This window comes from Bdellovibrio bacteriovorus, assembly GCF_001592745.1.
Taxonomy (GTDB): domain Bacteria; phylum Bdellovibrionota; class Bdellovibrionia; order Bdellovibrionales; family Bdellovibrionaceae; genus Bdellovibrio; species Bdellovibrio bacteriovorus_B.
In genome coordinates this window covers 177,536-200,767 of the sequence record NZ_LUKD01000005.1, presented here as the reverse complement: position 1 = coordinate 200,767, position 23,232 = coordinate 177,536, and the positions used below count along the sequence as shown (strand labels likewise).

The window sequence follows — 23,232 nt, the reverse complement described above, 5'->3', positions numbered from 1 at the left end:
ACTTTTCGGAGGAGAACTCACGCCGCATGACCAAAGCACGGTGAATACTGATTCAAGTGCGTTGAAACAGTTTGGAGCCAAATCGACTTGCAAAACTTCGACAGCCAACCCGTTCCACGAAGATCTTTGAGAGCTGAAGAAAATTCTAGTTAAGATCTTATTTTAACGAGGTTTTTTGGTAATCTCATTTTGAGATACTGCATTCACAACACCTGTCGATCAATTTGCCAGTACGCTTGCGCCACAATCGCAATTCCCCTCTCGAAAAATTGGCATTCCCTTTGAAAAAGGAAACTTCGTCAAAGAGGAGTTCCGGATGTCTATTTTGAAGGCCGCGAAAAATTCGCTGGTAATTGCTAGTATTTTTTCATCTCACCTTTCATGGGCGATCAGCAAAGAGATGCATGCCCTTGTTCGCATGGAAACTCATTCAAATGCCGTAGCCACTCGCGAAAGCGGATTCACGCGTCTGGAACATTATGAAATTCCTTTAAAACTTATCGAGGCCGATGTCGCCCTTCGTTCAAATCCTGAATTCGTCAGCTCTTTAATCTTTGAAAGAGACGGCGAAAAATTTGTCCGTTGGGTGATTAATCCCGAAGATACGAAATGGTATTTGCAGGTTGAAGACTTCCTAAAAAAGAATGGTATTGAGCCCGTTCGTAAAAAACATTTCGTCGGTTATATGACAGCCTCGCGCAGTTATATTGCTGTGGACCCTAAGTCGGGAGCCGAATTTTCAGTGAAAGTTTCCACCGACCGCACAGGTGGTAATTGGCGAGACAAACAACAGACATGGGACGACGGAAAACAGATTCGTCTGATGACCGACTTCGTGGATAAACAATTAAAAGGTCAACCAAAGCTAGAGCACATTGTGCTTCTAGATGAACCAATGGCATTCGGCATTAAAGACATCGACCAAGGCATGATCATCCGCTCTTATGAAGAGGTGAAGAAATCAGGGAGACGTTATGTTCCAGGCTTTTCTATTATGCACGAAGATTTGGGACGCGATCTTGCGAAGGCCAATGGCTCCAAGGATCCCGCAGCGTATTGGAACGAACATTATAACAAACCCCTCGCCCGCGCATTAGCAGAGTTTTATGCTTTAACAGGAATGACCTACGATTCCCCTCATTCTCAGAACTTTTTGGTGGAGCTCGATGCGAAGAACCGCCCGACAGGTAAAATCGTTTTGCGTGATTTCGGTGACACCTATCTTTCCAACGAGTTTTTCGAGGCTGTGAAACGCACAGACATCACGAAAGCTTGGGAACAGTCAAACCTACTTAAGGGATATATGTCCGTATCCGTGGGAATCTTACACGGAAACACCGCACCTTCCTGGATGGATATAGACGCAAAGAAAGTTACTAAAAACAACTACAACGGTTGGGGCTTGGATTTCTTCAAAGAATTCGAAAAGGAGTTTGCTCGTCAGACCGGTGTTCAGTTGAATTCAAGCAAACCCCATGTTTCTCGCAATGGCTTGTACCTGAATAAGGGCTACATCATGAGTGACGAAGCCGCAAAACGATTCCTGGAGCTTTCAGAAAAAGGGCTTCAGCGTGACAACTTGATGATCCGCTCTTGCAGTCGCACGTTACTAGCTATTTAATTTTATTTTCTTAAGAACGTTGTGGAAGGGCTTTCGAATGAAAGCCCTTTTATTTATTTTACCAGCTGATCCAGTTGATCAAAGTACCAGTGCTTTAAATTCTTTTGTAGAGGAAGACTCGCAAGCATTTCGTTTTCCGACTGAACAAGTCCTGTATAGGCCTTTTCATTGAGAGCCACTTCTTCAGCACATTCGCGGATCCACTGCTCTGTAGTTTCTGGATGAAACTGGGTTGCTACGATGTTTTTACCAAATGTGAAAGCCTGATTTTTACAAAAATCTCCCTCACAAAGAAGCTCCGCCTCCGGAGGAAGTTCAAAAGTATAACGATGCCAATGAAAGGCTTGCAATGCAGAGCCTTCACGAGTTTTCACTGGTACAAAACCAATTTCCCACCCATGATGTTGATGAACGGACCCTCCCAGGATTTCCGCCAGCAGTTGAGATCCAAGACACAAACCAAAAATCTTTGTATCGTTTTTCACAAGCTTACGAATAAATTCCTTTTCGACAACCAACCAAGGATGTTTTTCTTCTTCAAAAGTATCCATGGAGCCACCACAAATAACGACCAGATCAAAATCTGTCTTTACAGGTGGCGCATCCGTTCCGGGCGACCAATGATGAACAGCGTAACCTCGAAGCGCGGCCCACTCTAAAGTGGTGCCTGGAGGAGTATCTGCTTCGTGCTGAATAACTAAAAGACTTTTCACACTCAAGAAACTAACAGAAGCCGCAAATTTTAGGCATAAAAAAACCCATGCTTTTTACGGCATGGGCACCCCTCGAAGAGAGATTGAATTTTAAGAATTAAAGAGAGTTCACGTATTTTTGAATCTCTGGAACTTCATCCAAGTGATTCTTAGCTTGCATGATCAACTCAACAGCTTCTTTTTGCTTCAAGCGACCTGCTGCCATCTTTTCACAAACCAAAGCTTCCAACTGATCTGTGATTTGATAAACGCTTTCATGCTGAGGCCAAAGATTTTGTGGAGAGTTCGAACCACCCGCACAAAGTGGGATGTAATGATCAATCTTGAACGCCTGACGCTTCATAGAGCGCGTACGGTAACCAAGCTGATCGTACTTTTGAAAGATAGCGGCTTTTTGAGAAGAAGAGACATCACGCTCGCAATATTTGATATGCTCTGGATATCTGTAAGAATCCGCTCTTGAACAAAGAGCACCCGGAGTTAGATTTGCGTCCGGTCCCTTTGGAAAATTCCCATTCGCATGAGAAACAGTTGAACACAAAACTACGACTGCTAAAAGAGCCACGCTCTTAAACATTTCCCCTCCAAATAGTCTGCCCTTACGGTGGCAGGTAGAAACATCAGACCCATCTCTGACATATATTTGAACAATTTCGGTTAGTCCTACCGATCAGATTTCCCTATTGCAATGAAAAAAGTCCGCACTAGCAGCTTTAACGCAACAGCAAACACCAATCCTAACCATTCCCAAACAATTCCAAAGCCCCAACTGCCCTCCAACAAAAATTGAAACAAAGCATCAGAAACATAAGAAATATGAGACTGAAATCCCAAGAAAGGAAATCCCAACTTATAAGATCAAATTTAAAGAAACCTTAAGAAGCGAGCTCCCAAGGAGCAAGCGAAGACCGTGGATAGCAATGAAGAGCGGAACGGTCAAAAATGCCCTGATGCAAGGCGGGAGAGAGGAAGCGACTGAGGCGTACGCCTGTACGCCGCAGGGAGACGCCCGACCGACCAACGCAGTCAGCAGGGCGTTTTTCACCGTTTCGCGGCGACCTAGTATTCGTCGTCTTCCACGCCGGGAGTCCCATTGTCACCCATGCCGCGGACTTCTTCGATGTAGGCACTTGTATCCTCTTCAAACTCATTATCCTGAGCCGATTCATCAATCTCAAGCTCCTGAATAGCGGCCAAGAAGTCTTTTTCCGTGCGCAAATCACGACGGATCATTTCTAAGAATTTATCTGGATAACGGGAAGTCAGTTCTTCCACGTAACGTTCCAATTTACCATCAGCCAAGATTTTCTTACGAACTTGGATCTTCTTCCAGAAAAGAAGATAGTGGTAACGGCAATAAGCATCTACGGCAGCGATTTGATCGCAGTCACGCGCGCGGCAATAACGATTGCCTTCGGCGTCCGTCAGAATGATCTCTTCGTCTGTTTTTGGCTTTTCTTCGCCCGACCATTCTTCTTCTTCTTCGACGTCTTCGTCAGACTCTTCAACGGCTTTCAGTTCTTCTTCGTACTCGCCGATTTCATCGCCCATCAAATCGTCATCAGCAATAAAGTCGTCATCAAGATCGGATTCTTCCTTCTCTTTATCCTTTTTGCCTTTACCTTTTTTTGCAGCCGCAGGAGCTTTCGCATCCTTCTTCGCAGGTTTTTCAGCAGTAGGTTGCGGAGTGGCAGCCTTTTTATCTTGCTTCTTAGCCTCAGCGACTTTCGTCTCTTTGACTTCCTTTTCCTTGGCAGGTTTCGCAGCGGCCTTCGCCGGAGCTGCCTTCACTTCGGGCTTTTTCTTTACTTCAGGCTTTTTCGCTACCGGTTTTGCCGGAGCTTTATCAGCCTTTTTCTTTACCACAGCCTTAGGTGCCGCCTTTTTAGGAGCAGGTTTTGCGGCCGCTTTCGCAGGCGCTTTTTTAGCAGATTTTGCAGCAGGTTTTGCTGCGGGCTTCTTTTTAACGATTTTTGCCATAATTCTACCTAGATAGTGCTTAAAAATGATCTTTCATGTGTGAAGCATTTCAAGAGGAGCGTCAACTCATTTCACTGAAATTGTTCCATCTTGACTGCGCACAAACACGCTGCCTCTTTGCGCATCGCCCCGCAGACGACCACGCACGGATTTTTCTGCACTCAATTTAGTCACTTTAAGCTCGGAAGGGACGACGATTTCGCCCTCGACCGTCATTAAATTTAAACTCATTCCCGAAGACGCCGGCACTTGGACATTCACGCGGCCCGACTTCGCTTTTACATCCAACTCTGAATCTAGCGTCATTGTCACATTCACAGAACCCTCTTGGTTCTGACCTTCCATGCGGCCTTGAAAACCTTGAATGCTCAATGCGCCACGACCGTTTTCAAACTGAATCGTCCCCGTCCCCTGATTGATTTTGCTATTGGATTGCTGCGTTGCCAAAGTGAGGAAGCCACGCACTTTTTCAATCTGAAGCTGACCAGAGAATAGGCTCGCACTCACATCACCCTGAATGTTTTTAAGAGCCATGGTGCCCGAGTAGGAGTCGGCATCCACCTTCCCCGTATGATCAGAGACATTCACATCACCTTTTTGCACATAAATATTCAACGAACCTGAGCCGTTTAAAGAGCTGACACGGCCCTGAGCCACACTCACCTTCAAATCTTTATTCCATTTCTGAGCGACGACCGATCCGCCGCGCAAGTGAATTTCCGTCGGAACTGCGGCTCCCCAAATCTCAATTTTTCTCATTTGCGTGCCGGACTTAGGCAAGATGTTTAACCAGTTCTTTTTGCCCGCGTATTCATTCATTTTCACTTCGATGATATTATTCTTCTTCGTAACAACGAATACGCCCTCGGTGCTGGCCTCATCCACGCCAGATACTTTCAAAGAATTACCACCCTGTCCCACAACTTGCACCTGGGCTTCTAATCCTTTGAGGACCAGACGATCGCCGTCGGCGACGGGAACTTCAAATGTTGCAGCCATAACCGGCTGAAAAAGAAGATGAGCGAGAATGATACTGATCGCTGACATGCGTTGACTCCCTGGGAAATTGACTCTGCCTTTAAAATATAAAAAAGTATCGGGGCATTGACAACTAATTGAGGTGAAAAATGGAAAATGTCGTAATTGTGAGCAGCGTAAGAACTCCTGTGGCTTCGTTTCAAGGAGGTTTCTCTTCTCTTCCTGCACCAAAGCTCGGTGCGATTGCAATCAAAGAAGCGATCACTCGCGCGGGTGTTTCCGCTGACGAAATTGATGAGTGCATCATGGGTGAGGTTTTGACTGCAGGCGTAGGACAAGCTCCGGCTCGTCAAGCCGCGATCTTCGCCGGTTTGAAAAACACAACACCTTGTATGACGATCAATAAAGTATGCGGCTCTGGTCTTAAAGCTGTGATGTTAGCGGCAGATTCTATTGCTCTTGGTAACACAAAAATTGCCGTAGCTGGCGGTCAAGAAAATATGACATTGGCTCCACACTTACTGGAAAATTCTCGCTCTGGTTACCGCATGGGTCCAACACAAATGACTGACTCTATGATCAAAGACGGTCTTTGGGATCCATACAACAACTTCCACATGGGAAGTGCCGCAGAGATTTGCGTGAAAGAGCACAACTTCACTCGTGAACAACAAGATACTTTCGCGATTGATTCTTACAAAAAAGCGCAAGACGCTTGGAACAAAAATCTTTTCAAAAACGAAATCGTTCCTGTGACGATCGAAGGCAAAAAAGGTCCTGTCACTGTGGATAAAGACGAAGAGCCGTTCAACACGAACTTCGACAAAATCCCAGGTTTGAAACCTGCTTTCGACAAAGCCGGAACTATCACGGCAGCCAATGCTTCTAAAATCAACGATGGTGCTGCGGCTCACGTCTTGATGTCTGAAAGCGAGGCTAAAAAACGTGGCTTGAAACCGATTGCAAAAATCGTAGCTCACGGCACATTCGCTCATGAACCAAAATACTTCACAACAGCTCCTGTTGGCGCGATCAAAAAAGCTTTAGCTAAAGCGAACTTGAATGTGGGCGATATCGACATGTGGGAAATCAACGAAGCTTTCGCGGTCGTAACTCAAGTGGCGATGAAAGAATTAGAAATCCCTGCTGAAAAAGTAAATGTGCATGGTGGCGCGGTGGCTATCGGTCACCCGATTGGCGCTTCCGGTGCGCGCATTCTTGCGACACTGGTTCACGGTCTTCACACTCATAACAAACGTTATGGTCTAGCAACTCTTTGTATCGGTGGCGGTGAAGCCGTTGCTTTGATCGTAGAAAGAGCGTAGTCCGCTATGAGCAAAAAAGTTTTTACTGATGCAAAGAGCGCGCTCTTTGACGTTAAAGACAATATGACTTTAGTTCTTGGGGGATTCGGCCTTTGCGGAATCCCTGAAAACTGCATCGCGGCCCTTCGTGATATGGGAGTCAAAGGTCTTACTTGCGTTTCTAATAACGCCGGCGTTGACGACTTCGGCTTAGGTCAGCTTTTGCAAAATCGCCAAATCAAAAAAATGATTTCATCTTATGTGGGTGAAAACGCGTTGTTTGAAAAACTCTATATGAGTGGCGAACTGGAACTTGAATTCTGCCCTCAGGGAACTCTGGCTGAAAGAATTCGTGCGGGTGGCGCGGGTATCGCTGGATTCTACACTCCGACAGGAGTGGGAACTTTAGTGGCTGAAGGAAAAGAAATTAAAAATTTCGACGGTCGTGCTTACGTTCTAGAGCGCGGAATCAAAGGTGACTTTGCTTTCGTGAAAGCCTGGAAGGGAGATAAATTCGGAAACTTGGTGTTCCGAAAAACGGCTCGCAACTTTAATCCTATGGCAGCAACAGCCGGTAAGATCACAGTTGCTGAAGTTGAAGAGTTGGTTGAAGTGGGCGAATTAGATCCCGATCAAATTCACACGCCGGGTGTTTACGTACAGCGCATCTTCAAAGGTGCTAACTACGAAAAACGCATCGAACAAAAAACTGTGAGAAAGGGATAAGCCATGCCATTAACTCGTGAACAAATCGCTCAACGTATTGCTCAAGAAGTGGAAGATGGCTATTGCGTGAATTTAGGAATTGGTATTCCTACTTTGGTTGCAAACTACATCCCTTCAAACAAATTCGTTATGTTACAAAGTGAAAATGGTCTTTTAGGAATGGGACCTTTCCCTTTCGAAAAAGATATCGATCCTGATTTGATCAACGCTGGTAAGCAAACTGTGACTGCACTTCCGGGCGCTAGTTTCTTTTCAAGCGCTGACAGCTTTGCGATGATTCGTGGGGGCCACGTGGACTTAACAGTCCTTGGCGCTATGGAAGTCGACGAAGAAGGCAGCATTGCCAACTGGATGGTTCCAGGAAAAATGGTCAAAGGCATGGGCGGCGCGATGGATTTAGTCGCGGGCGCTCGCAACGTGATCGTGGCTATGCAACACACGGACAAAGAAGGAAATTCAAAACTTCGCACAAAGTGCACTCTGCCGTTAACCGGTGTTAAGTGTATTAAAAAAATCGTGAGTGATTTCGGAGTGATCGAAGTCACACCTCAAGGTTTTGTGTTAAAGGAATATGCTCCGGATTTATCTCCAGAAAAAGTTCTGGCGGCGACGGAAGGTAAAATGACTATCGCTCCTGATTGCAAACCTATGACATTCTAAAAGTACTTCGTACTTTATTACCGATCTAGTTAGACCCCAAGATCTCTTGGGGTCTTTTTGTATCAAAGAAAAACACTCTCCATCGAAGGTCTAGCCACCGTTTGCCCGCCCTGTTTTTTCCAGTGATAATAAGACTCCACAATCCAGTAAAAAAAGAGGTCTTTCGTGGCAGAGCAGAAAAAGGTGGCTAAAGATACTTATCTATTCCGTGAAGGTGATGCCCCTGATGCGATGTACATTGTGAAATCCGGCGGATTCGCCGTGACAAAAACAAAAGGGAATACCGAGATTGTTTTAGCCGAAATCGCTCCTGGAGCTATGGTGGGCGAGATGGCTCTTTTCGACAACAAACCTCGCAGTGCCAATGTCAAAGCCACAAAAGAATCTGAAGTCATTGCACTTCCCTATGACTCTTTAACGAAACAAATGGAGCAATTGCCCGTGTGGGTGCGCGCGATCATGAAAACTCTGAATGAGAACATGCGCGAAGCAAACAAGAAAATCAAAATTCTTGAAAACTCAAATCCCGATGAAGAGCGTTTTCCTCCGCACATCGTGAATAAGTACATTTCAATTTTAAATCTTGTGGGAAATAAATACGGAAAAGAAGAATCGCCAGGAACATTGGCTTTTTCGTCTGTTCTTATTCGCAACTACACGATTCAAATCTTTCAAGAAGCCACAAACAAAATGCAAAGTGTTGTGAACGCGCTGACGGATCTTGGCTATTTGAAACAGGAAGACCGTGGTGATGGTTCACAAAAAATCACAAATCTAAAACCTCAGGAATTATTCTCGTTCGTTGATTGGTATAACGAATGGCTTTTCAAACAAGAAAAAGACCGCTTACCCGCAATGACAGATCAAGAAGTGAACGTTCTTAATGGCATCTTGCACTTCGCACGCAAAGTAGAGCCCAATCATAAAGGTCTCTACAAAGTCGACTTAAACGAAGTCCAAAATGAATCCATGAAAGAACTCGGAAACCTCATCCGCCCCGACGACGTGAATTCTTTGATTGAGAAAAAATATCTCACCGAAAAAATCATGGACGAAAAAGGAGTCTACATCATGGTCGAACTTCCTTACGTGGAACCCATGGCTCGCAACTGGTCCATCGTAAACAACCTAAAGAAAAAGCTCCGCTAAGGCACCTGCTTCCCTTCGCATCAAAAAGGAACCATGTATAAAATTAAAAAAGCCCAAGGTTATCTTGGGCTTTTTTATTTCTGCTTTTGAGGAAAAAGAACCTGGTACTTTTATTCGATGTTGGGATCGGCTTGGCAGCGCAGTGGCAATTGATCATCAGGGAGTTTTGAGTACTGCTCCCCGTTCACCGTGTGAACGTAGATCGAATTGGTTTTTGCGCCTTGAGCGATGGGTTGTCCCAATGTCAGGATCACGCGGTCGCCGGTCTTAGCTAAGCCATGAGTGACCATCAATTGATCGATCTGACTTAAGATGTCTTCCATCGTTTTATAAGGCTTAATCACGTGAGTTTGAATCCCCCACATCAGCTCCATAGAATTTAAGACTTCCATGTGCTGAGTGACTGAAATCACACGCGCTTTAGGACGGAATCCTGAGATGATGTTGGCCGTCTTGCCTGACGTCGTTAAACAGATGATCGCCGTAGCATTGAGCTTTAATGCGCTCAAAGAGGCACTGGCCGCGATTGAAGCGGGTGTACTTAAAAATTCGCTTTCAAGAGAAAGCTTGTAGTACTCTTCTTCATTGCGCTCCACTTCCGTAATGATCTCATGCATAGTGCGGATACACTTAAATGGATGCTTACCACTCGCAGATTCTGCTGAAAGCATCAAAGCGTCTGAACCATCTAAAACGGCATTCGCAACATCCGTGATCTCTGCTCTTGTTGGACGAGGATTTTCAACCATGCTATCTAGCATCTGAGTCGCCGTGATAACGGGCTTACCCAATTGGTTGCAGACTTGAATGATGCGTTTTTGGAAACCCGGAAGACGGCTTTGCCCCACTTCCACAGCCAAGTCCCCACGCGCGACCATCACGACATCACTTAAACGGCAGATCTCTTCGAGGTTTTCCAAAGCTTCTACCATTTCAATTTTTGCTACGATCTTGGCATTGGATTTTTTAGATTCAATGATTTCACGGAGTTTACGAATATCACGTGCATGACGAACAAAACTCAATGCGATGTAATCAACTTTATTGGCAATACCGAACTCAAGATCTTCAAGATCCTTCGGCGTCATGCACTCCACCGGCAAATTAACACCTGGAAGATTCATTCCTTTACGGTCTTTCAAAATGCCACCGTAAACCACTTCCGCATCAACTTCGTTACCACGCACCTTCAGAACTTTTAGTTCCATCAAACCGTCATCAAGAAGAATGCGCGTCCCTGGAGAGCACGCCAGCGGAAGCTCTTTAAAGTCAGAAGGAATAAGGCCTGTCGTTCCCAACACAGCATCCGTAGTGATGATAAGCTGTTCACCCGGTTTGATCTCGATAGAGCCTTTTTCAAATTTACCCACACGGATCTTAGGACCTTGAAGATCCTGCAAGATAGCTACGGGGGCTCTTAATTCTTGGGATAGTTTTCGCAGTGAATGAATCACCTTCAAGTGATCTTCATGACTGCCGTGGGAAAAATTAAGGCGAGCCACGTTCATGCCCGCCTTAATTGCTTTTTCTAAGTTCTTTTCATCACGAGTAGCGGGCCCAATAGTGGCCACAATTTTTGCGCGACGATCTGCTAACATTTTTCTACGCCTTCCTGCTATATGAACTCATCTTCACAGATAAGTTTTGCATATCCTCCTGATGGCGTCTATTCATTCTATCTAATTGATCCTGATGAGACTCGTTGAGTTGAGCTAGCTTCGCCTCATACTTCATCGACAAGGATTCTTTTTCCATCTTTACGGCTTTTTCACGCTCGCCAGAACGAGTAGAATAAAGATTTTCTAGGCGTTTGATTTCCCGGTCGTTGCTATCCTTCAATTGAGATAATTTGTCCTCATAATTTTTGATAGTCTGCTCAAGCTTCGCGTTAAAACCGGCTTCCATATTTCTAAAGCGCTCAGTCATAACCTTATTGGTCGCGGTCTGGTCACTCACCGTCTTTTCGCGGTACGAATCCATACGATCCAGATAATTCGATTTTACGACATCCAAGGAATCCGTATAGTAGCGTTCCATGTCTTCCGAACGCTTATTCGTCAGATCCAGAACCTTTTTAACGCGGCCTTCCGCATTATTAGAAATTTGCGTCACCTGATCCTTATGCTGTTGGATCATGTTTTCACGCTCTTCGCGGTGACGAGCATTTGCCATGGTCGACTGAGATTTATTTTCGCGATCTGCGTTTCTTAATAGCTTACGGTTTTCGTTCAAAACCTTGCCTATTCTTTCATCATTCAGATCTTTCATTTGATCAACAGCATCTTGTCTTTGCTGATCCACACGATCAAAACGCTTTTCATAGGCTTCCGTAAGGTTGCGACGCTCTAAACCACGCAGCCTTTCGTTTTTGGACATCTCGTTATTCAATTTACTATTCAGACGCTGAATTTGGCTGTCACGAGAACGAACTTGCGAGTTCACCCGCTCATTCACAGAATCGCGGAAGGATTGATTTTGATCATCCATCACATCCGTTTTTTTAGCCAAGGCGTTTTCGTATTTACCACGGATGGCCTCACGCTCTCCATCCAGGATCATTTGTTTCATCTCGAGATTATCAGCATACTCCGCATTTTTGTTAGCTACAGTGTCTGAATATTTCTGCGACCAACGAGAGTTGTCAGCTTCTCTTTGGCGTTCGCTTTGACGAAGACGGGATTCGTAAGACTTACGCATCTCATTGGCATTTCTATGCTGTGAGCGCAAAGACTCGTTGTAACCCGCTTGCATAGCGTCTTTTTCTTTTTCATGAGCGGCATTTAATTTACGGGCATTATCGTGCACGGTTTGCTGGGCCTTCAGACGATTTTCTTCAGACATCTGAGCAAAGCGTTCATCTCTTTGCGCCACTTCATTATTCAACTGTCCAACAAGGTTTTCTTTTTGGGATTCCGTGATTTCTTTTTGCTTACGCAGAGTGCCCTCGTAAGCCGCCTTCTGCTCTTCACGCGAGTTGTAAGCATCTTCCATCTTATTGCGCAAGGATTCGCGATACGTCTGGCGTACCTCGTCAATCTTGCGATTGTTTTCAAAATCTCTGTCACTTAAAGTTTCACGATTGCGCTCTTTGAGCTCCGCAATCCGACCTTCATAATTATCAGTGATATTACGAATTTCTTCGTGATGACGTTGCTCTAAACGCTTGATTTCAGCGTTACGGCGTTTAGCATTTTCTGATTCACGGTTTTCATACTCTTCACGAGTTTGGCGAATCTTGTCATCCTGACGTGCGCGATCCGAAGATGAAATAGAAGACATCCTTATCCTCCCAGACCACAGATTAACATTAGTCTTTGGAAGAAACTTCTATTCAACAGTGTCGTATTTTAAAAACAGGACCGGAGTCTAGCGTTCAAAGACCCTTTGATGGTACAGACGCTTCATTTCCTGGCGCTCCGCCTCGATGCGGGCCTTACGAACCTGCTCGGCGCGCTCTTTTTGCTTCTCAGAGGCGATCTCACGCTCAACAACGTTTTTGTAAATCAGAGCGCTTTTTTCAGTCAAATCACCCCAGTTCTCGCGCAAATGCGAAACCATGGCGATGAAGTCTTTCTTAGATCCTTCATACATCAAATTCCAAAGTGGAAGATGCGATTTCATGTCTACAGGCTGAATCATTCCGTAATCAGTTTGACCTTTGGAATTCACGCCGGAAATCCAGAACTCAAATCCCTCTGGCAAACTCAAGGTCTTACCATCACGAAGAGTCACGGTCAGAGTTGCATCCATATTACGAACAAGCACCTTGTTTCCCTGATCCACGACGAAGTACTGACCCTGTGTAGCTTTCAAAGTCCCATAAAGAGTTTCTAGCTCTACGTTTTTAGATTTTTCCATCCATACTGCACCGTTGACAAAACGCCACTGATCCGGAGCCAGACGAACCAATGTTGAACCATCTTTAGCGTGAATCTTTAAGCTTTCACTTGAATAGTGCAAAGCCTTCCCCGTCACCTGCAAGGCGCAAGTTTCTTTGGACTTTAAACATTCTGAAGGTTGTTGAAGAACATCCCCGGAAGCACGAACTCGCACTTCCATTTGAAAAGCCATGATGAAAATGAGGACACGGAAGAACTTCTTCATTTGTATTCTACACTCTGAGCTAGCTTACGAGCCTGTTTTTTGAGATCGTCATTTTTGAAGTTCTTAAAAACGGTCTTGTAGATTTCAGAAGCTTCTTCAGTTTGATTGTTGAACTCACTGATTTGACCCATTCTTAAAAGAATAAAGCCCGTCAGCTCATGCTGTGGAAACAAAGTCACCATCGAGTCAATTTGCGTAAGACTGTTGCGGAAGTCCTTTTTAAGGAAATAGCTTTCAGCGATAAAAAAGTGTGACTCGACCACGTGCTGAGAAAGCGGATATTTATCAAGAAGCTTATTAAACTCCCCAATCGCCTTGTCATAGTCTTGATTGTTAAAGTACTTCTTTCCCTTTTCAAAGAAAACGCCTGATAGATCCAATGAGTCTTCACTAGCTGGCGATCTCACGACAGAGGAAAGATTCTGCAGTTCATACTTTGCTTGAAGTTTTTTATCCTCGGGAAGAACCTGCGCGACAGTTTGCTGAAAGTCCTTCAGCTGATAGCTTAAAAGAGAGTTGTTAAACTTCTCTTTTTCCACCTGTTTTTGCAGATGTGCGAGCTTTAATTCATACTGTTCATGACCATTGAAATACCCCACAAAAGAGGCATAGGCACCCAGAATGCCGACCGTTAGTGACAAACAAAAAACTATGAAAAAAGCGTTTTGATTCTTCATGTCTCACTTATCGGCAAAAACCGATAAAAATTGAGACTGAAAGGCCTCGTATTATTTTGAGACTGCCTTCTGGTCGTAGGTGTAGACCACTTCAGCGTCGAGGTCTTTAAAGCTTCCACCCACCTCGATCTTCGGAGCCACTCGCCCTTTCATAACCATAAGCTTTTTAGAGTCATGGGAATACCAAAGATAAACCGGATCCACCAGGGCGGCGATCACAAAACTTGTCGGCTTCATTCGAAGCTCCATCCATTTGTCAGTTCCCTTATCGAGATCGCTCATTTTCTTTAAGGTGAATCCCACCGTTTCCAGTCGGTCCCAGACCGCAAAGCGCACCTCAAGCTCTTTCCCAGACGAAAGCTTTTCCCAGTTTTCCATAACCACCGCGTTGAAGTTCGCGGTGGAAAGCAAAAGACCTTTTAACTTTTCATCCGATGTTTTCTTTTTACCGTTAGCCCCGGTGTATTCGAAATGAATCTTCTCACCCTCCACGGTGAACTTTCCCTTTTCCGAAGTTTGCGGACGCTCAATTTCATAGCTTTTCACTTGAGCTTCTTGAGTCACGCCTTTTTCTTTGACCACCGTTTTACCATTCAGATCTTTATAAACAGCTTCACTATGAACCCGTCCTCCAGCTTCTGAAAACTGAACTTCCAAAGTGTAGAGTTTTTTCGTTTGTTCGGATTTCAAATCATACAGATTTGCCGTGGAAACAATTTGAGTGAATCCCACAAAAGGCACCAGTAACGCGACAAAGAGGCTCATGAGTCTTCTCCTGGATATTTGTCTAACAATATTAGATGTCACTAGAAATTGGAAAGCTGATCCTTAACATTCAGAAATTTTCCGCGTCACATCTAGACCCGACTCTTATTCAACGCATTTCCCTTGACGATTTTTCGAGCCAAAACTAGTTTGAATCCTTCGATTAAGGAACCGCGTTACATGAATAAAGCACAATTGGTCGAACTTGTTGCTGAAAAAACCAAGTCGACAAAAAGTCAATCCGAACAGATTCTCGACGCCACTCTGAAAGTGATTCAAGAAGCGCTCAAAAAAGGCGATGAAGTAAAACTCGTGGGATTTGGCACTTTCTCTCGCAGTGCTCGCAAACCTCGCCAAGGAAGAAATCCTAAAACGGGTGAAACAGTTAAAATCCCCAGCGCCTATGTTCCCCGATTTAAACCCGGAAAAGATCTTAAAGACGCTTTAAATTAATCCGGCGAATTCAGGTCGGTCTTGAAGCCTGCACCAGCCACTCAAGCCCGACTTCCAAATATATTGCTCCCCAACTACTTTCTGGGTTGTAAGCATTTCGCGCAATTCGCGCACAGAATAAGGTCCTTGCTGCACCAAAGACTTTCCTGATTCAGAAGGACTTAAAAGCACCCACTCTTTTTCATCTTCAACAATGTCTTGCCCTGGCATAAAAGTTTGCCCAGCAGGAAAAAGGGATCGCTCAAATTCCGCAAACTCGCAGGCCGCTTTCCATTCACCTAAACTGTCGTTACAAATCAGATCATAAGGACCCACGTCCCCACGATGAATCAAAGAACGCATTTCTTGGAGCGACAAAGGACCTTGAGGCTTTAAATCTTTGTTGTAAAACCACGAGTTGCTTTTCATAACTTTTCCTTCTTGCTGTGAAACAAAGTCGGCAAACTTTCAATCACTTCTAGCATATCATAGTAGGCCACTTGAAAATGTTTGCTATCAACAGGTTTCGCTAAAAAATGTCGCAGTGTTGTTGTTGAAACCATCTTCTTACGATAGCCATTATAAAGTCTTTCACCCAACATACCACCCAGTAGTTGCGCCGCAATCATGTAGCTCCACTTCTTTCGTGGCTTGGCTTGCAAGCGATGCCCGGGAACTCCAGTGATAACCATCAACTCATGCATTTTTTGCGCTAGCGCCAACTGCAAAGCCTCTTTACCCAACTCAGAAGGTCCCCGCGATGCTAAGCTTGCTTTAATGTCCGCAATCGTATCTGTTTTTCTTTTATGGTTGATAATTTTAGACCCAAAATAAGCCGTGCCTTCAAGCCAAATCAGACTCAGAAAATCAGACGGCACATCCGTCGGCAACTTCGTCATTGAACTGCTTTGCGCGTGAACGTAGCGCATGGCTAACGAAGCCGCATGATTCACAGTCGCACGTGCCAGATAAGCGGCCTTGATCTCTGGAAGATAAAAAGACATTCCTTCTGCGATCATCTCTTCAATCCAACGCAACGTTTTTACATCGTAGGATTCCCGGGCCTGGACCCAAAACGAACTGTCTCGCGCCGTGTACACAGACAGCGCATCCACTGAAACATTCAGCCCCAGTTCTTCGGCAATGATTTTTACATAGCGACCGACATGATCGGTATAGTCTAATTGCTCATCATCGTCATCATCTTCGTCTTCATACTGCAAACCCAGATCGTAAGTTTGCTCAAGGTACATGAGATAATTTTGCCACTTCACCCAAGGAGGCACACTCATCAGACAAAAAATATTTTGCGAAAGTCGCACTAAGTCTGTCGAAGCCTCAAGTTCTTTATTCAGTAACTGAAAATAGATGGATTCGGAATTCTGAAAGATACGCAGAATCTTTTTCGCGAAAGGTTTCCCCAGAATTTTTGTGGTTTCTTCCGGAATATGGGGTGCAGCCAAATGCAAATCGCCGTAGATAACGAAAACCAAATGATCGGGAAACTCACTGACGAGCTCTGCAATCTTTTTACCAGCAAAGACATCCCGGGATTTCAGAGTGATGGCGGTTCTTTTTTTATAACTCTTATTCAACCCGCGAACAGAAATCTTATGTTTCTGAGCCCAGCGCATTAAAGGACGATAGTGCTCCCAAGGAAATCCCCATTTCGACTGCCACTGCACGGCTTTTAAAAATTCTTTCTCCGAAAGTTTACCCGAAAGGTATTTGTCGATTTTTTCTTGATCCGCAGCTTCGAAGAACTCCACCGCTAAAACAACTTTGCGCCCCTTAGGCAGGCTGCGCAGTATTCGCAATTGAGCTTTCTGCGATTGATGAAGTGCGTGAAAATCACCTATCATCACGACTTGAGATTGCGACACCTGCTCCCAGAGCGCTTCTTTATTAGACGCTGTCCATTTTTTGAGAAACTCTTTATTATAAGTCTTATGGTAGCGCATTAACTCAGGCGTGTCCTCGCCCAGTCTGTGGCGAACCTGACGTTGCATCTGGAGATAAAGCTCTTTGCGGATGCGAATCCACTTCTGTAAGTCGTTCAATGCTGTCTTCCTTGATAGCGTGCTTCCGATTTTTACATAATTTTGATTGATTTCAAACACGAATCTACGATTCAATGGGAGCATGAAAAATACAGCATCTAGCAAAAAGAAGTTTTTGAATCTTGCCCTGATTGCCACTTTGATCGCCATCGGCGTGCATCTTTACCTGACTCTTCACTACTATGGGTTGAAATATGGAACAGCTGAGGGCGGTTCCGCATGTAATATCAACGAAGTCCTTAATTGTGATGCTGTAACGGCGAGTAAATACTCGGCTCTTTTCGGAGTTCCGGTGGCCCTTTGGGGAGTCGTCACCAACCTGGTACTTCTTTACTTTTTGGCGGTGACCCGCTTCAACATGGTTCAAGATCAAGCCAAGACGTCTCGCTACGCTTTCTTGTTCTCCGGAATTACGATCCTCGGCACCTTGGTTATGGCAGCCATTTCGTTATCCTTTATGAGCAACTTGTGCATCTTCTGCATTAGCGCTTATGTTCTTTCTATCATCGGATTTATCGGCATCTGGTTGGGCGCTGAAGACCTTTCTGTCGCGAATCTTGTCGAAGACGTTAAAGACATCTTCACGACAGAAAAATGGGTGGGTGGATTCTTACTTGCTATCCCCGCTTTCGCTTTTCTTGGAAACATTATGTATCTTGAAAGCCATGGTCTTTCGGACATTGAAAAGATGGCCAAAGAAAAAGTGGCTTATTGGGCCGCGGCTCCCCAACAAACCTTTGATCTATCTGCTGGTTTAACTTTGCAAAAAGGGTCGTCTGAACCGGTGATGACAATTGTGGAGTTCGCAGATTTCCGTTGCCCACACTGTAAGCACGCTGCACCAACCCTTCATGCTTTCACAAACAGCCATCCGGATGTAAAATTGGTCTTTAAACCTTTCCCACTTGATGGAACCTGCAACGAGGCTATCCGTGGCGGCGGCGATGGCATCTCATGCGGACTGGCATCCGCAGTTATGTGTGCAGAAAAAATGGGTCAAAAAGGTTGGGCGGCGCACGATTACTTCTTCGACAAACAAGAAGAAATCATCCGCGCAGGCAACTTAGATAAAAACCTTGAAGATGTTTCTAAAGCCACCGGTCTTGCACTTGAGGAGTTAAAAACCTGCGTGAAGGATCCAGCCACAGCAGAACTGATCCGCAAAATGGCTAAAGAAGGTGAAACAGCTCAGATTCAAGGAACTCCGACTGTTTTCGCTAACGGTAAACTTTTGAGTGGCGGGCAATTGATTCCTATTTTGGAAGCCGCTTATAGAAGCTTAAAGTAATAGTTTAAAAACCTATGGATTCGGCGAGCCAGTCTGCAAGTTTGCCGAATCCATCATCAAAGACCAAGAAACTTGTCTTTGCCAGGCCGTGGACGATGTCCATCCAGAAGGCCAAAATAATGATTCCCAACACAGCAAACCACATGGCTTTCACCACATAGATAGTGGAACGCACGTCTTGAACGCGCAAGTCTCCTTGGATTTTCTCAACTATTTTAAGAACATATTGAAGCTCTCTAAAGTGCTCTTTGAATTTTTCGCGCAACTCTTGTTGTTTGGCGCGCGTTAAAGAATTGATCCCCGGGAAGCTTCTTTTAGCCTTGATGGCGTAAATCAAGTCTACGGAATGATGAATGTAACGTGTTACTTTAGATTTAAAGTTAGGATACTCAGACGGCTTTTCAAGGAAGTCTTTAAGTTCCTCAATCGCCCGGTCATAGCGCTCATCCAACACCCAAGTTAGAATATTGTAGCGAATCGAATCCGGTCTTCCGAAGTCGGCTTTATCCACACCCACGTCAAAAAACGCAGATTCATCTTGTTTTTTCGTTTCAACAACGGCGTTGTCATCTTTGGGTACAGGTAATGCCATGAAGTCCTTTTCGGAAAAAACCCCAATTCATTGAAGCTTTCTTTATATTACCAAGGTCTAGTCTTATCGACCTAAGTTTGACGAGTCCTGTTTCATCTTGAGATTATGTAGCAAAGGCTACCTAGACTTCATGGAGGAGGGCTATGGAAACCGACTTTCAGACAGCTATTTTAGGACATTTAGACTTCGAAAACCCTCAGAAGACTGTGGGGCAAATTCCTTTGCCTGACGAGCTTCCAAAGCGCAATGACTACAGTCATCTTCCTAAAGAGATTCTAAAATCATCGACGGTGGAAAATCTTATTTCCCAAAACGAAGACTTGATGGCGCGCCTTAAGGTGGCTCTTCGCCGTCTTTCTTTGCTTGAAACCGAAAACCAAAGAATGACGGAAGAGACCGGCAAAGCTCGCCTGGCGCAATCTTCGATCACAGATCAGATTTTGGTTTGGAAAGAAAAAGACAATCTGTGGAGACAAAAAGTCGACCAGCTTGAAAGAGAAAAGGAAATTCACACTGAGAAAATGCGCGCGTTGCAGGAAAAATTGCAAAATATGGGCGCAGAACTTTCTCGTCATGTAAAATACCATGACCGCATCAAAAATCAGGTGAAGCCTTACATCTCTCAATTGAAAGAATATTCTCGCACACAGGATTTGAAACTGGCAGAGACCGAGAGCTCTTTAGCGCAAAAAGAAGCGCAGCTTCGTGACCTTCGTCATCAAATCATCGAGGTGACGAAAAACTCTCGCTATCAAGTGGAAGCTTCCGAGAAAAAAGCTCAAGAGATGGTTCAATTCTATGAGGCGCAAATTCAAAGCTTAAGCCGCGAAGTTCAGCAGCTTCATCAAATTCAAGAAGAACTTGAAGTAAAGACTTTGAAACTGCACACGGCTCTAGAACGTCAAGACACTTTAGAAAACGAAGTTGTGACACTTCGCCGCACTAAAGAAGACATGAAAGAGCGTTTGGAAAGCGAAATCGAGCGCCAGCATGAGCGCATGAGCGAACTGACGAAGCAGAATCAAAAACTGGGTGTTGAGCATGCAGATCTACAGATTCGCGTGGTCGAAGATCAAGAGCGCATCCAAAAATTAGAAAAAGAAAATTTCCAATACATGGAGCAGCTGGAAAGTCTTCGCTATATGTGGAATGCCAAGAATGAAGAAGCAGAAAAACTCAAGGCTGCGGCCGCTGCACTAGAGCGGATCAACCTTGAGCTGAGTCAGAAGCTCAACGAGCTGCGTAAACAGGACGGGCTCTAGAAACTTTGGAGAGCCCCTTCGATACTTTCATGAACCTCAAGGTTTGCACACTCTGAAAAACTGAAAAGACGCTGGAAATCCGGGTTTAACCCCGCGATTTTCGCGTTCAGCTTTTTGTTGCAGTTCAAATCATTCAACACATTGAACAAGTTCTGAATGCCGGATGAACCCACAAAGCTTAGATTTTTCATGCAGAACACCACTTTTTTATCAGAAAAGTTTTGTAAGCACGCTTTTTTGAAAGACTGAGTTTTCTCGATCTCAATACGACCGCTTAAAGACACGATCGCAATATCCCCATCGAGCACGAGTTTTACTTGCATGAAAGACCTCACGTTAAATCACTGTGTCTTCTTGTCGGTGGGATTTTCTGACATTTTGAGTCCAAAAAGAGGCTGGGAAATAGGATTTTCTAACTCGACAAACGCCTAACTGGTCCCTACACTACTTTGGTGCTTCAGAGCTGGATCTTCTTGTTTTTATTCTTATTTGTGACCGTTTTCACGGGCACACCTCTATGGGCCGCCGAACCCACGGCGAAGATCCATGGCATCTTGATCAATGCCGACAGCATGTTTCGCGATACCGAAAAAGAAACGGCCGAACTAGAAGGCAATGTTCAAATCGTTTATCAAGGACAACACATACGTGCGGACCGCGCCCGCGTTCTTCTGCGCTCTCGTCAGGTGGAGCTTTTTGGCAATGTCGAAATCATGGATGCGAAGAACACCATCGTTGGTGATCAAGTTTATCTGGATTACGAAAACAACACCGGTGTGATTTACAACGGCTATGTTCAATCCGGCTCCATCACTTTTTCGGGAACTGTCTTACAAAAAACGGGTGAATCCGATTACGTGGTTTCTTCTGCTGACTACACGGCTTGTACCAACTGCCCTTCAACGTGGAGTTTTTCAGGAACCACAGTGCGTGCGGAACTGGGTGGCTATGCCTATATCAAGAATGCCGTTTTGCGCTTCGGCCACCTTCCTGTTTTCTGGTTTCCCTATCTGATTGTTCCACTGAAAAGTGATCGCCAATCTGGATTATTAACACCGACGTTTGAAGCCTCAGATACGGGTGGTTTTGCGATCTCACTTCCCTATTTCTGGGCCATCTCCCGAAGCAGTGATGCGACCATCGAGCTTAAAGATTATTCGAAGCGTGGTATGAAGGGTTTATTAGAATACCGTTACATGCTGAACGAAAACTCCGAAGGAACTTTGAATTTCGGAAGTCTTTTCGATAAAGCCTTCGCAGATGATGATCGCTTGAATCTTTACCGTCCTTTAAGTGAAAAGAATGATCCGATTGAACGTTACTTCGTTAGATACAGTCACTATCTAGAAATGCCTGACGGCGGAGTTCATCGCGCCCAGATCAATTACGCCAGCGATCTTCAATATCCCAAAGACTTCCCGACAGAAACTTTGAATCACGGTGACTCAGCGATGGAAAACCGTGTGTCCTACACAAAGAACACCGAGGATCAGCACATGAGTGTTGATAGCTCTTACTATGTGAACCTCTTGCATGGAGATCCTTTAGCGGGCAACAGCGATGCCGTACATCGTATTCCCGAGGTACGCTGGTCACACACACAGCAAAACATCGGCGAGAGCAACTTTATCTATGCGTTTGATTTAGATGTCGTGAACTTCACTCGCTCAGGCAACGCCTATGACGATATGACAACGCAGAATTCGGGCGACACTACAGTGCGCTTTCCGAAGAACAGCTGTAACGATCCTAAGTGGGAAGACAACCCCGCGTGTAAACGCGTGTACGATGGGTCATTTGATCCAAGTGTCGACTTGATCCGCACCGGACAGCGCATCGATTTTGAACCGACAGTCTATTATCCGATCAAGCTTGCTGACGGCTTGGACCTGGTTCCGGCGGCGGCCTATCGCGAGACTCATTATAACTTTAATATCGAAGACAACTCTCACGTCGTGCGACGCTATCTTCGGGCCGAGATCGGCGCCCGATTAAGCTTAAGTCGCGTCTATGGCGACACTGTCAGCTCTAAAGCCACGCGCTACAAACACGAAATCATTCCCGAAGTTTCTTACAGCAACCTTCCCTGGTTCTCACAAGATGAAAGCCCCTTTTTTGGTAAAGGCTCTGTCACGGATGCGCCCTACTCCGCTCGTGACAGTATCACCGACTTAGATATCGCCAGTGATTACAGCGTGCAGTTTGACTATAATGACCGCGTTTACGATCGCAATCTCGTGACGATGGCTCTTACAAACAAAGTCACTGAAAAACGCTGGGTGGGGGATCGTCCTGAATACCGTCAGATTGGCTATTTGAAACTGGCGCAGTCTTACGATGCTTCTCAACAGAACCGCGGGGGAAGCATCTATGAGCCGTGGTCGGACTTAACAGCAACACTGGATGTGCGCTTAGATCGCTTCCAAACTTATTCTATCTTTAACTACTTCCCTTATCAGAACGTCACGAACGCTTCGTCACGTGTGCGTTTGATGAATGACCTAGGTCAATTCTTCCAAGTGCAATTGACTCGTCAGTATAAAATCACTCCGGGTCAAGCCGTTGATACCAGCGCTCGTCAAGAGGACTACACATTCTCTGCCGGCTTTGTTTCAAAGTATGTAAACTTGATGGGTAAGTTTGTCTACGATGCCAACTGGGCCGACCGCAGCTCAGGCGATCAAATCAAGTCATGGGCTTACATCGCGCAATTAAAACCACCGGGAGACTGTCTTTTAGTCACATTCATTCATGACCAAGTCACTGGTGGTGATACGAACTTCAAGTTGAATTTCGAATTCACGTTCGACGGCGTACCAAAACCACCGCTTCCACCGGAAACACTAGACACTTACGGATTCTAGTTCTTAGTTTAAAAAATAAAAAAGGCTGAGGTTTCTCAGCCTTTTTATTTAGAATTC

General features: G+C 45.0%; 22 protein-coding genes and 1 riboswitch. Of the genes, 9 read left to right on the top strand and 13 right to left on the bottom strand.

Features of this window, described 5'->3' with window-relative positions; genetic code table 11:
* Window positions 1–316: 316 nt before the first annotated feature.
* Entirely contained in the window at window positions 317–1,621 is a 1,305-nt protein-coding gene (locus tag AZI87_RS11595; protein ID WP_063207087.1) for a ferric iron reductase, read from the top strand.
* Between the two features lie 53 nt (window positions 1,622–1,674).
* On the opposite strand, the gene AZI87_RS11590 is transcribed toward AZI87_RS11595, so the two are convergent.
* From AZI87_RS11590 to AZI87_RS11575, 4 genes are all read right to left on the bottom strand, one after another.
* Window positions 1,675–2,334: a type 1 glutamine amidotransferase gene (locus tag AZI87_RS11590; protein ID WP_063207084.1), complete on the bottom strand. Its 660-nt coding sequence runs from the start codon at window positions 2,332–2,334 to the stop codon at window positions 1,675–1,677.
* A 97-nt stretch (window positions 2,335–2,431) separates the two neighbouring features.
* Window positions 2,432–2,911, bottom strand: a complete 480-nt coding sequence (locus AZI87_RS11585; RefSeq protein WP_063207081.1) for a hypothetical protein — start codon at window positions 2,909–2,911, stop codon at window positions 2,432–2,434.
* Window positions 2,904–2,999: riboswitch (purine riboswitch) on the bottom strand. Its footprint overlaps the gene before it by 8 nt.
* A gap of 394 nt (window positions 3,000–3,393) precedes the next feature.
* Window positions 3,394–4,314: a hypothetical protein gene (locus AZI87_RS11580; protein WP_063207079.1), complete on the bottom strand. Its 921-nt coding sequence runs from the start codon at window positions 4,312–4,314 to the stop codon at window positions 3,394–3,396.
* 66 nt (window positions 4,315–4,380) lie between these two features.
* Window positions 4,381–5,361: a DUF4097 family beta strand repeat-containing protein gene (locus AZI87_RS11575; RefSeq protein ID WP_253696743.1), complete on the bottom strand. Its 981-nt coding sequence runs from the start codon at window positions 5,359–5,361 to the stop codon at window positions 4,381–4,383.
* An 80-nt stretch (window positions 5,362–5,441) separates the two neighbouring features.
* On the opposite strand from AZI87_RS11575, the gene AZI87_RS11570 reads away from it, so the two are divergent.
* The 4 genes from AZI87_RS11570 (at window position 5,442) to AZI87_RS11555 (ending at window position 9,131) form a co-directional block, all read left to right on the top strand.
* On the top strand, window positions 5,442–6,617 hold the full coding sequence (locus AZI87_RS11570) for a thiolase family protein (protein ID WP_063207076.1): 1,176 nt from the start codon (window positions 5,442–5,444) through the stop codon (window positions 6,615–6,617).
* A gap of 6 nt (window positions 6,618–6,623) precedes the next feature.
* Complete coding sequence (locus tag AZI87_RS11565; RefSeq protein WP_063207073.1) at window positions 6,624–7,322, top strand: CoA transferase subunit A; 699 nt, start codon at window positions 6,624–6,626, stop codon at window positions 7,320–7,322.
* A gap of 3 nt (window positions 7,323–7,325) precedes the next feature.
* The gene (locus AZI87_RS11560) at window positions 7,326–7,982 is read left to right on the top strand and encodes a CoA transferase subunit B (protein WP_063207070.1); all 657 of its coding nucleotides are present in this window, start codon (window positions 7,326–7,328) and stop codon (window positions 7,980–7,982) included.
* A 165-nt stretch (window positions 7,983–8,147) separates the two neighbouring features.
* On the top strand, window positions 8,148–9,131 hold the full coding sequence (locus tag AZI87_RS11555) for a Crp/Fnr family transcriptional regulator (protein WP_063207067.1): 984 nt from the start codon (window positions 8,148–8,150) through the stop codon (window positions 9,129–9,131).
* Window positions 9,132–9,241: 110 nt separating this feature from the next.
* On the opposite strand, the gene pyk is transcribed toward AZI87_RS11555, so the two are convergent.
* The 5 genes from pyk to AZI87_RS11530 all read right to left on the bottom strand — a co-directional run bounded on the left by pyk (window position 9,242) and on the right by AZI87_RS11530 (window position 14,677).
* Entirely contained in the window at window positions 9,242–10,729 is a 1,488-nt protein-coding gene (gene pyk, locus AZI87_RS11550) for a pyruvate kinase (protein WP_063207064.1), read from the bottom strand.
* 4 nt (window positions 10,730–10,733) lie between these two features.
* The gene (locus AZI87_RS11545; RefSeq protein ID WP_063207060.1) at window positions 10,734–12,410 is read right to left on the bottom strand and encodes a hypothetical protein; all 1,677 of its coding nucleotides are present in this window, start codon (window positions 12,408–12,410) and stop codon (window positions 10,734–10,736) included.
* 87 nt (window positions 12,411–12,497) lie between these two features.
* Window positions 12,498–13,235 carry a hypothetical protein gene (locus AZI87_RS11540; protein ID WP_063207057.1) on the bottom strand — a complete coding sequence of 246 codons (738 nt, stop codon included), beginning with the start codon at window positions 13,233–13,235 and terminating at the stop codon, window positions 12,498–12,500.
* Window positions 13,232–13,876, bottom strand: coding sequence for a tetratricopeptide repeat protein (locus AZI87_RS11535; protein WP_253696742.1), 645 nt, complete (start codon window positions 13,874–13,876; stop codon window positions 13,232–13,234). The genes AZI87_RS11540 and AZI87_RS11535 overlap by 4 nt, the downstream gene beginning before the upstream one ends.
* An 87-nt stretch (window positions 13,877–13,963) precedes the next feature.
* A complete protein-coding gene (locus AZI87_RS11530; protein WP_063207052.1) occupies window positions 13,964–14,677 on the bottom strand; it encodes a hypothetical protein in 714 nt (237 codons plus the stop codon).
* A 150-nt stretch (window positions 14,678–14,827) separates the two neighbouring features.
* Here AZI87_RS11530 and AZI87_RS11525 point away from each other — a divergent pair, with 150 nt between their 5' ends.
* Window positions 14,828–15,130 carry an HU family DNA-binding protein gene (locus AZI87_RS11525; RefSeq protein WP_301335618.1) on the top strand — a complete coding sequence of 101 codons (303 nt, stop codon included), beginning with the start codon at window positions 14,828–14,830 and terminating at the stop codon, window positions 15,128–15,130.
* Here AZI87_RS11525 and AZI87_RS11520 read toward each other — a convergent pair.
* Complete coding sequence (locus AZI87_RS11520) at window positions 15,122–15,538, bottom strand: DUF4339 domain-containing protein (protein WP_063207046.1); 417 nt, start codon at window positions 15,536–15,538, stop codon at window positions 15,122–15,124. The two genes, AZI87_RS11525 and AZI87_RS11520, sit on opposite strands and share 9 nt — an antisense overlap.
* On the bottom strand, window positions 15,535–17,169 hold the full coding sequence (locus tag AZI87_RS11515; protein ID WP_253696741.1) for a ChaN family lipoprotein: 1,635 nt from the start codon (window positions 17,167–17,169) through the stop codon (window positions 15,535–15,537). Before AZI87_RS11515 ends, AZI87_RS11520 begins: the two co-directional genes overlap by 4 nt.
* Before the next feature lie 82 nt (window positions 17,170–17,251).
* Between AZI87_RS11515 and AZI87_RS11510 the strand changes: the two genes are divergently transcribed.
* On the top strand, window positions 17,252–18,457 hold the full coding sequence (locus AZI87_RS11510; RefSeq protein ID WP_063207043.1) for a DsbA family protein: 1,206 nt from the start codon (window positions 17,252–17,254) through the stop codon (window positions 18,455–18,457).
* Window positions 18,458–18,461: 4 nt separating this feature from the next.
* Here AZI87_RS11510 and AZI87_RS11505 read toward each other — a convergent pair whose 3' ends face one another.
* Window positions 18,462–19,049 carry a hypothetical protein gene (locus AZI87_RS11505; protein WP_063207040.1) on the bottom strand — a complete coding sequence of 196 codons (588 nt, stop codon included), beginning with the start codon at window positions 19,047–19,049 and terminating at the stop codon, window positions 18,462–18,464.
* A 143-nt stretch (window positions 19,050–19,192) separates the two neighbouring features.
* On the opposite strand from AZI87_RS11505, the gene AZI87_RS11500 reads away from it, so the two are divergent.
* Window positions 19,193–20,311 (top strand): hypothetical protein, encoded by a 1,119-nt coding sequence (locus AZI87_RS11500; protein ID WP_063207037.1) that lies wholly within the window; start codon window positions 19,193–19,195, stop codon window positions 20,309–20,311.
* Here AZI87_RS11500 and AZI87_RS11495 read toward each other — a convergent pair.
* The gene (locus AZI87_RS11495; RefSeq protein ID WP_063207034.1) at window positions 20,308–20,634 is read right to left on the bottom strand and encodes an STAS domain-containing protein; all 327 of its coding nucleotides are present in this window, start codon (window positions 20,632–20,634) and stop codon (window positions 20,308–20,310) included. The genes AZI87_RS11500 and AZI87_RS11495 overlap by 4 nt on opposite strands.
* Before the next feature lie 129 nt (window positions 20,635–20,763).
* Between AZI87_RS11495 and AZI87_RS11490 the strand changes: the two genes are divergently transcribed.
* Complete coding sequence (locus AZI87_RS11490; RefSeq protein ID WP_081112210.1) at window positions 20,764–23,175, top strand: LPS-assembly protein LptD; 2,412 nt, start codon at window positions 20,764–20,766, stop codon at window positions 23,173–23,175.
* Window positions 23,176–23,232: the final 57 nt, after the last annotated feature.